Source organism: Thiobacillus sp., assembly GCF_024708915.1.
On sequence record NZ_JANJXQ010000014.1, the window covers coordinates 1 to 15,018 of the forward strand.

15 protein-coding genes are annotated in these 15,018 nt (G+C 60.1%); 1 reads left to right on the forward strand and 14 read right to left on the reverse strand.

All coding sequences use genetic code 11. The features are described from left to right. The 14 genes from Q0L94_RS01325 to Q0L94_RS01390 all read right to left on the reverse strand — a co-directional run. The coding region (locus Q0L94_RS01325; protein WP_296749342.1) for a GDP-mannose 4,6-dehydratase at nucleotides 1-354 on the reverse strand (354 nt) is incomplete at its 3' end. A gap of 49 nt (nucleotides 355-403) precedes the next feature. After that, a complete protein-coding gene (gene epsI / locus Q0L94_RS01330; RefSeq protein ID WP_296749344.1) occupies nucleotides 404-1,096 on the reverse strand; it encodes an exosortase-associated protein EpsI, B-type in 693 nt (230 codons plus the stop codon). 15 nt (nucleotides 1,097-1,111) lie between these two features. Next, the gene (xrtB, locus tag Q0L94_RS01335; protein WP_296749346.1) at nucleotides 1,112-2,011 is read right to left on the reverse strand and encodes an exosortase B; all 900 of its coding nucleotides are present in this window, start codon (nucleotides 2,009-2,011) and stop codon (nucleotides 1,112-1,114) included. A 4-nt stretch (nucleotides 2,012-2,015) separates the two neighbouring features. Continuing rightward, nucleotides 2,016-2,903: a chain length determinant protein tyrosine kinase EpsG gene (gene epsG / locus Q0L94_RS01340; protein WP_296749348.1), complete on the reverse strand. Its 888-nt coding sequence runs from the start codon at nucleotides 2,901-2,903 to the stop codon at nucleotides 2,016-2,018. A 150-nt stretch (nucleotides 2,904-3,053) separates the two neighbouring features. After that, the gene (gene epsF / locus Q0L94_RS01345; RefSeq protein WP_296749350.1) at nucleotides 3,054-4,442 is read right to left on the reverse strand and encodes a chain length determinant protein EpsF; all 1,389 of its coding nucleotides are present in this window, start codon (nucleotides 4,440-4,442) and stop codon (nucleotides 3,054-3,056) included. Nucleotides 4,443-4,453: 11 nt separating this feature from the next. After that, on the reverse strand, nucleotides 4,454-5,248 hold the full coding sequence (epsE, locus tag Q0L94_RS01350) for a polysaccharide export protein EpsE (protein WP_296749352.1): 795 nt from the start codon (nucleotides 5,246-5,248) through the stop codon (nucleotides 4,454-4,456). 348 nt (nucleotides 5,249-5,596) lie between these two features. Then, nucleotides 5,597-6,778: an XrtB/PEP-CTERM-associated polysaccharide biosynthesis outer membrane protein EpsL gene (gene epsL / locus Q0L94_RS01355; RefSeq protein ID WP_296749354.1), complete on the reverse strand. Its 1,182-nt coding sequence runs from the start codon at nucleotides 6,776-6,778 to the stop codon at nucleotides 5,597-5,599. Continuing rightward, complete coding sequence (locus Q0L94_RS01360) at nucleotides 6,775-7,440, reverse strand: CAAX prenyl protease-related protein (RefSeq protein WP_296749355.1); 666 nt, start codon at nucleotides 7,438-7,440, stop codon at nucleotides 6,775-6,777. The genes epsL and Q0L94_RS01360 overlap by 4 nt, the downstream gene beginning before the upstream one ends. A 123-nt stretch (nucleotides 7,441-7,563) precedes the next feature. Beyond that, nucleotides 7,564-8,523: an EpsD family peptidyl-prolyl cis-trans isomerase gene (locus Q0L94_RS01365; protein WP_296749357.1), complete on the reverse strand. Its 960-nt coding sequence runs from the start codon at nucleotides 8,521-8,523 to the stop codon at nucleotides 7,564-7,566. A gap of 267 nt (nucleotides 8,524-8,790) precedes the next feature. Continuing rightward, on the reverse strand, nucleotides 8,791-10,701 hold the full coding sequence (locus Q0L94_RS01370; protein WP_296749358.1) for an outer membrane protein transport protein: 1,911 nt from the start codon (nucleotides 10,699-10,701) through the stop codon (nucleotides 8,791-8,793). A 58-nt stretch (nucleotides 10,702-10,759) separates the two neighbouring features. Beyond that, a complete protein-coding gene (locus Q0L94_RS01375) occupies nucleotides 10,760-11,695 on the reverse strand; it encodes a hypothetical protein (RefSeq protein WP_296749360.1) in 936 nt (311 codons plus the stop codon). Between the two features lie 109 nt (nucleotides 11,696-11,804). Continuing rightward, entirely contained in the window at nucleotides 11,805-12,479 is a 675-nt protein-coding gene (locus Q0L94_RS01380; protein WP_296749362.1) for a PEP-CTERM sorting domain-containing protein, read from the reverse strand. Between the two features lie 524 nt (nucleotides 12,480-13,003). Continuing rightward, the gene (locus Q0L94_RS01385) at nucleotides 13,004-13,243 is read right to left on the reverse strand and encodes a hypothetical protein (protein ID WP_296749363.1); all 240 of its coding nucleotides are present in this window, start codon (nucleotides 13,241-13,243) and stop codon (nucleotides 13,004-13,006) included. 134 nt (nucleotides 13,244-13,377) lie between these two features. Continuing rightward, nucleotides 13,378-13,602, reverse strand: a complete 225-nt coding sequence (locus Q0L94_RS01390) for a hypothetical protein (protein WP_296749364.1) — start codon at nucleotides 13,600-13,602, stop codon at nucleotides 13,378-13,380. Here Q0L94_RS01390 and Q0L94_RS01395 point away from each other — a divergent pair. Next, complete coding sequence (locus tag Q0L94_RS01395) at nucleotides 13,601-14,737, forward strand: Fic family protein (protein WP_296749366.1); 1,137 nt, start codon at nucleotides 13,601-13,603, stop codon at nucleotides 14,735-14,737. The two genes, Q0L94_RS01390 and Q0L94_RS01395, sit on opposite strands and share 2 nt — an antisense overlap. The last annotated feature ends 281 nt before the right edge of the window (nucleotides 14,738-15,018 follow it).

The following is a 15,018-nucleotide window of genomic DNA, read 5'->3' on the forward strand; positions in this document are numbered from 1 at the left end:
GCGGATGGCCTCCAGAATGCGCAGCGCGCCGAGGGCGTCGGAGTTGGCGGTGTATTCGGGTTCTTCGAAGCTGACGGCGACGTGGCTCTGCGCGGCGAGGTTGTAGATTTCGTCGGGCTGCACCTGCTGGATGATGCGGATGAGGCTGGACGAGTCGGTGAGGTCGCCATGATGCAGGATGAACTTGCGGCCGGTCTCGTGCGGGTCCTGGTATAGGTGGTCGATGCGGTCGGTGTTGAACAGCGAGGTGCGGCGCTTGATGCCGTGAACTTCGTAGCCCTTGCCCAGCAGGAATTCAGCAAGGTAGGCGCCGTCCTGGCCGGTGACGCCGGTGATGAGTGCTTTTTTGGTCATGGTGTTTCCGTTGCAATGAAGCCAGTAGTTGGATAAAGGTGCAGTTCGTTCAGCCGGCCGAACCGGGGTTGCCGATGATGCGTTCGCGGCCGCTCGGCGACATCGCCTTGAGCAGATCGCGGGCGAACGTGTCCTGCGTTTGGTAAGCCTTGGCATCGTCTGCCTGGATGCTCGAAATCCTGAACAGCAAGCCATCCGGGATTTTTCCGGTGAGGCCGTATTTTAATTGCTGGAGCTTCCATTTCAGGCCATTGACGGCAACGGTATCGCCAACGGTTGTCCAATACGTGATCGGTTCGATGCGCCGTCCCTGGGTGGCAATCAGACGTTTGACCGGGATATCGCTGGCCCCGGTCGAAAACGTTCCGGTCGCGTTTTTCAATATCTGGAATCCCTGCGCGGGATAACAGACCTCGGGTTTATGCACCGCCATGTTGTCGCTCTGGTCGCCGCCGTAGGCGATGGACAGCATGATGCGTTCGTTGCGCGCATTGACGTAGGTGCGCGTGAGGGTCTGGTTGTATATCTTGTTGATGAGCGCTTCCTGCTCGGGGTTGGCAATCAACGGAACAATGGTTTGGTCGATTTCCCAGTCGCCGAACTGCTTGGGTATCAGGGTTTCAAGGTCGATCTTGGGGCCGCTGTCCGCCACCTTAACTGTCGGTTTGAGCGCGAGCGCCATGCCTGCCGCGGCCAGCATGCACAGGCCGACAAACAGGTGTTTGATGCTGATGAGTTTCATCCCTGTCTCCACGAATCAGCCTTGCGCCCGGACACGCGGGCGGTCGGGGAAGATGAAGCCCAATATCCAGTCCAGCACGAACAAAAACAGCAGGCCGATGACGAACAGCATGATACCGGCGAAGCCATGCAGGAACCCTTGCCCCGCCTCGTCCCCCAGGTGATACGTCACCAGCACCAGCACCATGACGCGCACGATGTTGGCGGCAAACGCAATCGGCAGAACCGCCGCCATGATGATGAGATTGCGCGCGACGCTGGTGCGCTGCATCAGGTACAGATACAAGAGGCCCATGGCCGACAGGCTGAACATCGAGTGCAGTCCGGAGCAGGCGTCGGCCACCAGCAGCTGGTATTGCCCGACGGTGAGCATGACGCCGCTGCGCGCGATGGGATAGCCGGCGGCATACAGCACCTGTTCGGCGATCACCGAAATGTACTGCTTGAGCGGGCCGGTGGCGGCATCCACCACGAATCCCGGCAGCGGAATCATGAACAACAGGAAGAACAGCGCGAACCACAGGGCGCGCGCGGCGCGCGTGCCCAGCGTGATAAGCAACGCACCAAGAATGACCGGAATCTGCGAGCCGATTTCAAATAGCAGAATATCCTGCGAGCGCCCCAACGCATAAGCCAGCAAGCCGAGGATCAGCAGCGTCCAGCCGGTTGCGACCTCCCTGCGCGTGGGCGCGGCACTGGCATCGCGCGTGAACACGGCGCGTTGCTGCCAGACCAGATACAGGGCGACCACCAGCACGATGGGGCCGTGGGCATGGTCGTCCGAGTTCCACAGACCGTGCGCGAGCACCCAGTAAGTCGGCACATACAGCACCAGCAGGCCGAGTACGATCGGCCACCAGGCCTTGAGGGGTTCCAGGACGTCGAGCGCGGAGGCGCGCGGGGCAAGCGTGTTCATGCGTTCAATCCAGTACGACGGCGCCCACGACCTGCGCGCCGGTGAGGGTGATCTTTTCCTTCAGTTCGGCCAGCGGGTTGATGCGGCTGACGTTGCGGCGGGTGGAAATGAGTACGCCGCCGACGCGCGCTGCGACCAGTTGGAAATCCGAGCTGAGCTGCGACGGCGCGGTGTCGATCAGGATGATGTCGTAGCTGGTTTCCAGCCCGGACAGCAAGGCGCCGAATGCAGGCCGCGCCAGCAGTTCGGCCGGGTTGGGCGGCGGTGAACCGGCCGACAGCACGGACAGCGTCTGGAACGGTTTGATGGTGTGCACCTGCAGCGAGGGCATGCGCTCGGCCAGGATGTCGGACAGCCCCATGCCGTTGCCCAAGTTGAAGATGTCGTGCTGGCGCGGCTGCCGCATGTTGGCATCGACCAGCAGCACCTTGCGCCCCATCTGCGCGAACAGCACCGCCAGGTTGGCGGCCAGATAGCTCGCGCCTTCGTCCGCGCGCGCGCTGCCGACCGCCAGCGTCTTGCGGCCATCCTTGAACCAGCGCAGCAGCAGTTCGGAGCGCACCGAGCGCAGCGCCTCCGCCTCCCTGCTGTAGGGTGCGGTGGCGGCGGTCAGTTCGGGACTGAGGCTGGCCTCGGCGGCGGGAATGGTGGGGTATTCGAACTGGTGCGACAAGGCCTGCCGGATGTCGGCCTCGCTGACCAGGCCGAGCTTTTGCGCAGCCTCGCCGAAGCGCAGATTTTCCTTCTGCTGCAATTGAAGCACGCGCTCCATGTCCTGCGGCTTGAGCTTGCCGGCATCCTGCAGCAGCTTGCCAATATTGGTGTCGGCGCGGATGCTGGTGACCGCCTCGGCAATGCGATCCTGCTCGCTGGTGCTTGTGAGTGAATTCATATGAACCTCGACTGATGCGGTGTGGAGTGCGAAATTCGCGGCGAAGGCGCCGCTCCTGCAGTTGGGTGCGCCGTGCTGTCGGTACGCATCGCGCAGCCTGCGGTTTCCATGCGTTGTGCCCTATTCATTTCAAATTGAAATCAAGCGGCATCAAGCCATCGCCGGGCGGTTGCGGCGGAACAGCCGGCGCAAGGCTTCGAGTACACGGCTGTTTTTGGTGACTTCGGCCAGCACCGGAATCTCCAGCCCGGCGGCGATGTCCTGCCCGGAGCGCACGCGCCGATCCAGCAGTTCGACCAGGAAGCCGATGCCCACGCCCAGCAGGGTGCCGAGGAACAGCGACAGCAGCACGCTCAGGATCACACGCGGCTTGGACGGCTGGGTGGGCGGGACCGCCGGATTCAATACGGCAATGTCGGTCTGCGTGGATTGCGCTTCCATGCGGCTCTGGCCGTAGCGCTGCAGGGCGGAATCGTAGATGCGCTGGGCGTTTTCCAGATCGCGCGCCAGCAGGGTAGCCTCTTCGCGCTGCTGCTTCAGTTCCAGCACTTTGGCCTTTTGCCGCTCGAACGCGCCGGAGAGCTCGCCGAAGCGCTGGCGGGCGGCGCCCGCGGTGGCGCCGACACCGCGGGTGGCGGTATTGAGTTCGTTGGCGAGCTTGGCCTTGTAGCTGTTCACCTCGGCCTGCAGGCGGATGAAGTCGGGATGGTTGGCCCCCACCCGATTGGCCAGTTCGGCCAGCTTGCCTTCGCCTTGCGCCACTTGCGCCTTGAGGTTCTGCACCACCGGGTTGTTGATGACCTCCGGCAGGCTGGCGCTGTCGCGCGTGCGCGAGCTGGCATCGAACGACGCCGATTGCGCCGCCACCATCTGCCCGGCCAGGTCGGCCATGCGGCGGGTTTCGACATCGAGCCGCTCCTCGGATTCGACGATGCCTTTTTCACGCTGATAGGCGGTCAGCTTCTGCTGCGCCTGATCGAGATTCTGGCGCAGCTGGGTGATCTGCTGGTCGAACCAGGCAGCGGTTTGCCTGGCTGGCGCCAGGCGCAGATCAAGGCTGGTTTCGATATAGGACTTGGCAAAAGCGTTGGCCACGATCGCGGCAAAGCGCGGGTCCGATCCCGTAAAGCCGATGGAAATGATGCTGGATTCGCGCGAGGGCTCGACGTTCAGCTTCTGCAGCAGCAGATCGCCCAGCCACTGTTCGATGCTGCCTTCGCCCTGGGTGGCTTCGATAAACTGCTTGCGGGTACCCGGGTTGTCGGTCAGCTTCAGTCCGCTCACCACCTTGTTCGCCACCTGGCTGCTTTTAATGACGTCGATCTGCGTGGCCATGTAGCCGGGGAACATCTGCGACGGCAGCAGCTGGCCGGTGAACGGATCCTTGCTTTTGGAATCGATGATCAGCGTGGTGGTCGCCGTGTATTCCTTGGGCAGCAAAAGGCTCACTGCGGCAGTGACTGCAACGGTGAGCAGCAGCACGCCGAGGATGATCCACTTACGCGCGTTGAGGATCAGCAGGAATTGAGTAAAGTTCATGGTGGCGTCCCTTAGAACAGGCTTTCCTTGACGTAGATCACGTCGTCTTTCTTTACCGGATCGGCCAGCTGGGTATCCAGCTGCAGCATCGCCCCGCTGGCGTCGCGGCGCAGGATCCTGATGCCCTTCTGGGTGCCGCGCTGGGTCACCCCGCCGCCCATCGACAAGGCCTGCACCACGCTCATGTTCTGCTCCAGCCGGAAGGCGCCGGGGCGCTGCACTTCGCCGTAGATGTAGAACATCGGCTGGCGCGCCACGTTGACGATGTCGCCGTCCTGCACCAGTTCGTTGCTGGCTTCGCCGCCCGGCCTGAACAGTGCAATGACGTCGATGTCGTGGTATTCGGGCTTGCCGTCGCGGGTGCGCACCAGGGTGACGGTATCCGAGCCGTCGATAATGATGCCGCCGGCCAGCGCCAGCGCATCGGAGATGCGGCTGATTTTTTCCAGCGTGTACTTGCCGGGCCGGTTGACCCGCCCCAGCACCGAGATCTGCTGGCTGCGGTATTGCACCACGTTGAGGGTGACAAAGGGTTCGAGGATGAAGCCGCCCTTGCTGAGGCGCTGCGCGATCTCGGTTTCGCCCCGCGCGGGGGTGATGCCGGCCAGCCTGACGTCGCCGATCAACGGGAAGGTGATGCCGCCGTTTTCGCCCACGCGCGCCTCGGTGGTGAGGTCGGGCTGCCCGTACACCGTGATGCGCAGCACATCGCCGGTGCCCATGCGGTAATCGTTGTCCGCGCTCCATGCAGGCGCAGCCGGCAGCAACGCACACAACATCAAAACACTACGCCACCATCTCCTCATTGCTTCTCTCCAATCGGCGGCAGCTACACAGGCTGTCCGCTCTTCTGTTCGAATTATTTACGTGCAAGCAACCCGGTGGGCCGATTGCCTTTCGCTTCCGCCGCGGCCGGCCTGTCCACCGGTTGCTTCAAACATGTGGCGTGCAACCGGCCGGCATCGGGTGGCGGACATTCTATCCCTGTCCATGGTCAAAACCACCCACCTTCGCGTCAACCAAGTCAGCAAAACCTGTGCCCATCGGCCATTGCCGTGCGGCCACCACGACAAATTCCGCGACCCGCTACCCAGAGAGCGGGCCTCCTGCCTGCGGTTGCGCACCCTCGCCGGAACGGCAGACCAATCGGCCCCTTAAAAATCGGCCCGCACACTCACAAACACCGAACGAAACGTGTAATCGTTGACAGCCATGTTGGAATCCCGCCGCCCGGCCTGCACCCCGACATCAATGGTGGCCATGCGCACCGGCGCATAGCTGAGCGACAGCGAGCCGCTCAGGGTGTCTTCGTCGCGCTGCACGAGCCCGGGAATCACCACGCCAGTGTCGCCCTCGAAATTGCGGTTCTCGAAACTGCCGCTGGCGCGCAGCGTGACCCTGGAAGTAAGCAGCCAGGCCGCGCCCAGGCTAGTGCCGGTGTTCAACTGGTAGCTGGCGTTGAGGTCGTCCGAGTTCGCGATCTCGCGATAGGCTGCCCAGGTCAGCATGGTCTTGCCAGTGGGGAAATAATCCGCCGACAGGCGCCCCGTCACCCCCGAAAAATCGCGTTGGGACTGGGTGTCGTTCTCGCGCTGGGTATAACCGATTCTTCCGCGCGCCGTCAGCTTGCCGGTAAGGTTCCAGTCGCCCAGCAGGTTGTATTCGGTCTGCGTGTAGAAGCGGTCAAGAAAGACCATTGGCCGGTTGGGATATTCGCCATCCACCTGCCGCAGCTGACCGCGCAGCTTGCTGCCCTTGGGCGTAGTGTGGCCCAGCGTGGCCGACACGCTGGTGTCTTCGTAATCCAGCGGCGCCCGCAGCACCGTGCTGTTGGTCGAGGTGACTGCGGCCGCGCCCAGCCCCACATGCCAGCGTGGATGAAACTGCCAGTCGGCATTGGCAAACCTGTTTTCGCGGGTGACCGTATTGTTGACCGGCAAGCCCAGCTGATCGCTGAGGCTGCTCTGGGTAGTGCTTTCGGTTGCGCCCACCAGCCCCGACCAGCGGTTGCCCAGCCGCCAGTTCCATTTCAGCTGGTAGTCGGAGCCGTCGTAGTCCAGATGGGAATAGCGGGAAAACCGCACCAGATTCTTGCTGGCGCTGGCGATGACGCGCTGGCGTCCGATCTGCCAGTCGATGTTCAGCCCGGCGCTCAACACGCCGTACTGGTCCGACAGCTTCGGCACCAGATTTTTTTCGCTTGCGGCCAGGCGGTACAGGTTGCTGTCGTAATAGCGTGTGTAGGAAACGAAGGGCTGAAAGGTGTCGCCTTCCTTCGCTGCTGCGGGCAGGGCCAGTAACGCGCCCAGCGCCACGCACGACAGCCGGGCTTTCACCAGAAGCTCCACTGGCCGGTGGTCACCACATAGGCGCCGAGCAGGCCGTTGGTGACGGCGTGCGCGACGATGGGCGCCCACAGGTTGCGGGTGCGGATATACAGCCAGCCGTAGGCCAGGCCGGCTATTAGACCGGCCAGCCACTGCAGGTGTTCGACGGCGAACAGCGCGCTGGCGATGAGCAGCGCCTTGAGGCCGATCTGCGCCGGATCGAGCGCCAGAAAGTCGGACTGCTGCACCCAGCGCTGCAGGAACGAGCGCCAGAACAGCTCTTCCATCACCGGCACCACCAGCGCGGCGCCGGCGATGCGGAACGCCACCAGCAGCCAGTCGATACGGCCGGCCGCATCGGTGGGATCGTAGCCTTCGCCAGCTTCGCCCATCAGCATCCAGCCGGCGTCGAGATTGACCCACAGCACCAGCACCACGACGCCCACCGCCAGCGACAGCAGCAGGTGCTTCAGCGGCAGGCCATACGATTTGAGCTCGCTGTAATGCCGCCACAGCACCGCCAGCGCCAACGCCACCAGCCCCGCCTTCAGCGGATACAGCCAGCGCACGTCGAAGCCGGGCGCCCAGCCGGGCAGCAGACCTTCCAGCGCGAGCAACGCGATATACAGCCCGAACGGCAGGCTGCGGACGAAGATGGGGGACGTCAGCACGGACGCGAGACCGGTGAGTTACAAGTTGCAAGTTACAAGTTGCAAGAGCCTGCGAAAGCGCGCGACACGCCGCCCGCCAGCTGTCGTCTTGAACCTTGTAACTTGTCCCTTGTACCTGCTTTTTTACTTGAGTCCGGAAATGCCTTTGCTGATCGCATCGGCGTCAGCATCGGGCGCCGCCGGCGCCGCATCGGCAGCTGCTGCGGCCGGCTTCTCGGCTGGCGCCGCGGCTTCTTTGCCGGCATCGGCAAACTCGCCCACGTATTCGATCGTGGCGGCGGTCTTCAATGCATCCAGCTCGGCCTTGGCCGCCTTCTGGCGCGCCTCTGTCTGCAGCAGGCGGATGATCGCCGGCTTGGCCTGTTCCAGCGTCACCGGCTGCACCTGCGAATCCGCCAGCACGATGACCATCAGGCCGTCCGGCGCATTCACCACCATCGCCTGGCCGTCGGGCATCTGGGCCAGCTGCGGCAGGAGTTGCAGCGGCAGCTGCTCGGCCGGCTTGACGCCCTGCGCCGCTTTGACCGGCAGATTCTCCGCTTTCAGCCAGGCGGCGAAATCGTTCAGGTTTTGGGATGCGCCCAACTGGGCGCGGATCGCATCGTGCCTGTCTGCCGGCGCCTTGATCGAGAGTTCCTGCAGGCGATAGATCTTGCGCTTGGCGAACAGCTCGGGATGATTGTCGAAATATGTCGACACCTCGGCATCGCTCGGCTCGGCCGGCGTGCCCAGCTTGCGGCTCATATAGGCCTCGGCCAGAATCTGGCGGCGCGTCGCGTCCAGCGCCTGCACCACCGTGGGGTCACGGTCCAGCTTGTCGGTCAGCGCCTTCTGCACCAGCAGTTCCTGCTCCACCAGATTGCGCACCACCTGCAGCGAAGCCGCTTTGGATTTTTCCGCATCAAGATTGGGAATGCGCTGCAGCGCGTAGTTGACCTGATGCACCGTCAGCTCGGTGCCGTTGACCTTGGCCGCCACCTGGGTCGCGGCTTTCTCGCCCGCCGCCTCGTCTTTCTTGTCGCCGCAACCCGCAAGCAGTGCGGCGATCATCAACGGCAGAATCAGCTTCTTGTAACTTTGCATGTTGTCTTCCTCTCGATCCGGATTATTGGAAATTATGTGGTACGAATGTTACAGCAAGCACGCCGGTGGATATCACGTGCAGAAAGCATACCGAATCAAAATACGTGAAAAATTTTCGATGCGGGACGAAGGCAATTTTATGCGGGTCACCGATACCTGATGGGGCGATCCGGCAATCTCGCGGCTCGCCCTCGCTGGCGTATTTTCGAACACAAAAAAAGCCAGGGACACGTCCCCGGCTTGAAAAAAACGACAGCCAACCTGGCATCAGAATTTCAGTGCCAGACCCGCCGTCACGAGGTCGATGTCATATTCTTTCCGGTCGAAGCGTTCCCACTCAAGGCGAAGGTTCAGATTGTCGAGCAGCGCGTAGCTGACGCCCACCCCATAGTTGGGCTCATAGCTGTCGTCGCCGCTTCGCACCGTGAGCGCGGCACCGTTCTTCACCCTGGCGTCGGCAAGCACGTAGGCCGCACCCAGCTTGCCCATCACCGACAACTTCTCGGTAACCGGATAACTGAGCACTGCACCCAGTGTCCATGCATCGGCAGCCAGGTTCGTGACGACCGCCCCGGTTCTGGCCGTCATGTCGTTGAGGTTGGCATAACCGCCTTCAATGCCGAGGTACTTGTTGAACTGGTAGCCGCCGTAAACCTTCCAGCCTTCGCTGCGGGTGTTGGCAGAGGCTTCGTCGATGTCCCCGTATTTCGACTGTCCGATCCCCAGGCCCGCGTACCAGCCGTCGAAGTTGATGCCGGCCCAGTCGCTTTCACCGTATTCTTCAGCCGCATGAGGGCCCGGATCGAGCACCCAACCGAAGGTCAAGCCGAATACGTTCTGGTGCATATTGATATCAGCCATTCCCACGATATTTTGGTTGGGCGGAGAATCCTGCGAATTGGACGCAACGTATATATACGTGCCGGTCACTTCGAGCTCATCTGATGGCTTGTAGGTAAAGCCCACGGAATAGTGCTTTTCGACAGTTGCCGGCGCGAGAACGTTAAAAGTCAGTTGATCATCCGGGATCGGACTCTTACCGTAGTTGTATCCAGCGCGAACCAACAGCCTTTTGTTTACACCGTATTGCATGCCAAGCTTGTAGACGGTCTGGTTCTTCCAGCCAAACCCCATGCCCTGATCATTGCCCAATTCCTTGGTCGAATCGGAGGTGGACGGTATCCCGGCAACCTGATTATTGGGATCGCTATAGTCCCCCTCACTTGTGCCTGGGCCACGGTTACCAATGGAGGCAATATCTGCATAATTAATACGGAAGACATCCGCTGAAATGACCAGATTCTTCTTGGGTTTGAAGGTGATTCCAATACCATAATTTTCAGGAATGTCGAAATCTCCCTGCTCTGCAAACAAGCCGCGGTACTTATCGAACTTGGTCATATAAGCCCTAGAGGTATAGGCAAGTCCCAGCGTCAGCCTGTCATCCAGAAAGTCCCCCAGCCAGCCCAGCTTGATTCCAGCACCATAGCTGTAATCGAATCCCTGTCCCGTCAAATGAGCGGGATCAGCACTGATAGCCATATTGAGCACCTGGTCGAAATTTCTGAACGCCTCAAGCCCATATGCCCGGAAACGGGTCGCTGCCAGCATGAGAGCAGCACCCACCGAATGCGTTTCATTGACTCTGTAGCCAACGGTAAGCGGGATTTGCAGCTGCATCATGTCGATCCCAATTTTCTTGTCACGTCCCGGCCCCCGTGCTGCCGCCGGCACGCCGGTGTAGTTAAACAGGTTAACCGGGTAACTCGTGTTCATTCCGCCGTTCCCTAGAACGGCAAAGCCCGCATGCAAGTTCTCGGTAAGGGGCATCGTCATCCCCATTTCCGGCATGATGAAATACTTGGAGTCACTCTCGGCGCCATTATTGAAATTGAATGGAGAAACCTGACCAGCTCGCCGTCCGACGGATGCCGAGCGCTCAGGGTTAAACACCCCCGCGCCCAGATCGCCCCGCATTCCAGTGTTGACGATATTGGCTGGGTTCGCGGCAATGGAAAGCGAATCACGGCCGTACGCAATCCCGACGCCTCCCATACCCTGCGAACGAAAACCCGCGCCCGGCAAGAAATAGCCATTCGTGGCTAAGGCGCTTGATGTCTGCGCCAATGCCATGGCAACTGTGAGCGTCTTTAATGTGTGAAAAACATGCTTCGCCATTTCGTTTTCTCCTCCTTAGAATATTTATGCAAATCCCGGCTTTCGCAGGATTTGGTATTTATTGCAATGAACAAGCAAATTCACCCTCTCGTCCTACCGAATGGGCATTAGCGGCGATCAGTGCACGCAAGCAGACAGTCGTGGCATGTAGGTACATCCCGACGTCCACATCGTAAGCACTGCCCTGCAGCCTTAAACTGTTTCTTTCATCCTCATAGGCACCGAACGATCCGTTTTCATTCTGGCTCAGCGCGATAAAGCTCAACGCCTTCCGGATATTTTCATTGTTGACAAATCCTAGACATATCATCGCCTCGATTACTTCTGATAACAGGTCCACATCCTCCAGCATCGGATCGAGCAATCCCTCCATCAGATCCGACAAATAAGCCATATCTCCGATATTCAGCAGTTTGGGAGGATGCCGCCCTCCATCGGTCAAATGAGAAATTTCATGGACCATCAGGTAGACATGTATCTTCTGCAACTCTGCTACCGATTTTCTCTGCCTGATCTGCGTTTTATCAATCAATAAGTTCATTGCGTCCGTAGCCGGCAACCCAAGCGCTCCAAGCCGCCTGATCAGTGCCATGCGCTGGCTCGCACCCCGGGATGGGGCATGTTCATAAATACGCGGCAAGATTTGGGAAATTTCTGCCAGATAGAACTTCATATCAAAGCCGAAATCCTTCGCCAAGCTGCAAGCATAAAGATAGGAAAGCACGTCTTCCGAGAAGCGCTTACGATCCGTGCTAGCTAAATCGTGGTAAGCCGGCGTGTCGAGAATATTGAGATGATTCAGCACGTGCATCCGCACCCTCTCAGCTTCACTCGCACCGCCAGGTACTGCACTGTAGAAGTCGATAATGGCTTGATACCCGACCAGCCACTCGACAAAGTGTTTCTTGCCCTTCATTCCGCGCTCAAATCGAAGTTTGACGGGATCTACATAAAGCCCGTTTAACCACGACTCGGCGCTCTTGATCTGTTTCAACATGAGCAACCAAGCAACATAGTATTGACAAAAAATACGGCGGATTACTCCGCCGTATACGTACACCATCAGATTAATCAGCGGGCCAGCTCAAGACCCGGCTCATCAGTCAAACCACAGACTGCTTGCGGCGGCGCACCGCAAAGCCCACCAGACCCAAGCCCGCCAGCATCATGCCGTAGGTGGAAGCCTCGGGCACGGGGGCCATCGAGCCCTGCAGATGCAACGCGTACTGCACGCCAGCAAAACCGCCGGACGGCACAACTGCAGAGTAATCAAGCGTGTCGTTACCGTTGTTCCAGATGCCGTCAACGTTGGAGATCACGGCCGGGCCACCCGCGCCCATGTCGATGTCGCCGCCGTTCCAGTTCACGGTCCAGCCCGCCATGTTGACATGGAGCGTATTGGCATCAACAACCGTAACTTCCAGAACTTGATTGTTCCAGTGAGTACCGGCAGCATTAAAGAAGGACCAAGGGCGATCAATCGTGCCAGCGGCATTCGCCAGACCGAAGTTCAGGGTGCCGCCCGCTGTCACGAAGTTGGTACCGGTCGTGCCCGCACCACGCAATCCGGTATACACGTTGGTTTCCGGAATCATGTCCTCATCAACGTCGGCAGCCAGCATACTGAACCAGGAACCGGCCAGCGTTGTCGTGTTACCAGCACCCCAGTCGAAAGTACCCGTAGCGGCGCCGCCGGTGGCAATAGCCTGCGCACCGGTCGCACCTGCGAGACCAATACCACCAACTGCCAAGGTCATCATAGTTTTCATAAATTTCATTTTTTAAGTCTCCTCATGTAGATATGTATCGATCGATTTATCAACTACATCCTACCCTGCCACCATGGTGTAAATATTCTTTGCACCGAATAGTTCCCTTCGCGGCGACAAGCATTTAGCAATGGCCGTTCCAGCTTTCTGGTATTTTTATTTATGATGTTTGCAATCAATCATTTAACAATTTGATTTGGTTGTTTCGGATGTGGCAACTAGTAGGTTCGGACCATGACTGTAAAATAATCCGACAAAATCGACCCGCCAAAACCGGCCAAACAGGCCCGGCATGATGAAATCGGGCCGGAATCCGAGCCTTGATTTTCAATTAGTCGTTTCATATCAATATATTGGTATTTTTATACCGTACTTTGTTTATGTGTAAAATTTATCGACAAGTCGTTTTGCATATGTTTTATTGATGTGTAAGCAAGTCCTGTTGGGTGCGGACAAGGACATGAAGCCGTGGGCTGGCTGAGCCTCGCCGCATTCAAGGCGGCCGGCGAATTGAACGCCCCCCGGCAGCGGCGCTAAATCCCCACTTGGCCACGGCCTTGATCGTCGACGCTTGGATAGAGCCGCTGGCCGGCGCTTCTTCGACGATGCCCGCTGCCGCTGCCGATGCCATACCGGGTGCGGTTGCCTTTAACCCGAACTGTCCAGTCAAGGGACGGCACATCGCGGAAAGGGCGCTGGCGTGCGGGCTTGCTGCCGATCGACCAGCCGAGCAGCCCGGCCTGTCTGGCCAGCGCGTCGGGTTGGGCGGACATTCCGGCGGGGAATCCGGGTGAAATATTGAGGGCGGATGTCTCGAATGTGAGAGCGGGGTGAAGATTCAAGTTGCAAGGAAGGCAGCCTGTCTGCAACCCCTTGCCTTGTCAGCCTGAATCTTGAATCTTGTTTCTCAATAAGCGTTCTGATCGCGCCAGACGACGGCAAGCGTCTTGCCGATGGTCATGAGGTCGAAGCCGAGCGACCCGTTGCGCATGGCGTCGATGTCGTACTGGGCGTTGATGAACCGCGGCAGTTCGTCGAGCGAGGCGGCGGATGGAAGGCAATCAAGCTTGTATGTTGCACCTGAAACGATGCGTACCCATAATCGCTTCATAAACTGGAGCGATTGTGACATGCAAACGCATCAATCATGGATATGGGAACAAGCTGACTGGCCTCATTTTCGCTGGGACGCGGCCGCGCTGGGCGCGGCGCTCGCACGAGCAAGGCTGGCGCAGGGCAAGGTGCTCGGGGCCGCCCGGCTCCTCGATGCAAGCCTGACGCTGGAGGCCGTTTCCGCGATCCTGGTCGAGGACGGGATCACCACCAGCGCCATCGAGGCCGAGCGACTGGATCTGGATGCGGTGCGCTCGTCGGTTGCGCGCCACCTCGGGCTGCCTGCCGCCGGCCTGCCCGTTCCGCCGCGCGCCGTCGACGGCCTGATCGAGGCGCTGCTGGACGCCGCCCGGAATTTCGAAACGCCCCTGACGATCGAACGGCTGTGCGGCTGGCAGGCGGCCTTGTTCCCTACCGGCTATTCGGGGCTGTTCGTTGTCCGCACCGGCGCCCTGCGGGGCAGCGCGCCGATGCAGGTCGTCTCCAGGCACGTCGACCACGAGCACGTGCATTTTGCGGCGCCGCCACGCCAACGGCTCGATTTCGAAATGGAGCGTTTTCTGGCCTGGTTCAACGCGGCGCCGGGCGATCTGGACGGTCTGATCCGCGCCGGCCTGGCGCACCTGTGGTTCGTGACGCTGCACCCTTTCGAGGACGGCAACGGCCGCCTGGCCCGCGCCATCACAGACATGGCCCTGTCGCAGGACGAGCGCCAGCCGATGCGGTTTTTCAGCTTGTCCGCGCAGATCCTGCGCGAGCGGAAGCGCTACTACGAAATGCTGGAGGCCACGCAACGCGGCGAGATGGACGTCACCGGATGGCTGGAATGGTTTCTGGCCCAGGTGGAGGCGGCTGCCCTGGCGGCCGAGACGACGGTGGCCGTGACGCTCGCAAAGGCCAGGTTCTGGCTTCGTCACAAAACGACCCCGCTCAACGCCCGCCAGCGCAAGGCGATCAACAGGCTGCTCGACGCCGGGCCGGTTGGCGTCGAGGGCGGCATCAATACCCGCAAGTACGTGAGCCTGAACAAGACCAGCCGTGCCACGGCGTACCGTGAATTGGCCGATCTGGTCGAGAAGGGATGCCTCAGGCCGACCGCAGGGGGCGGGCGCAGCAGCGGATATGAAATCGCCTGGGAGGCACCGGCCCGGTAGGCGGCATACTCAAGACTCAAGGTTCAAGATTCAAGTTGAGGATTCAAGCAGGCGATATCCCCTTGCAACTTGCAGCTTGAATCTTGCATCTTGACGATGCCACGCTCGGCGGACCATGCCTTGCGGATCGCGGGATGTCCAGATATACTGAATACATTGAATACGTGTATTCCAGGAGATCACATCATGGCAACCTCGATCCGGCTCGATCCCGCAATCGAGCAGCGGCTGGACAATCTAGCGGCCAAGACGGGCCGCACCAAGGCTTTCTACCTGCGACA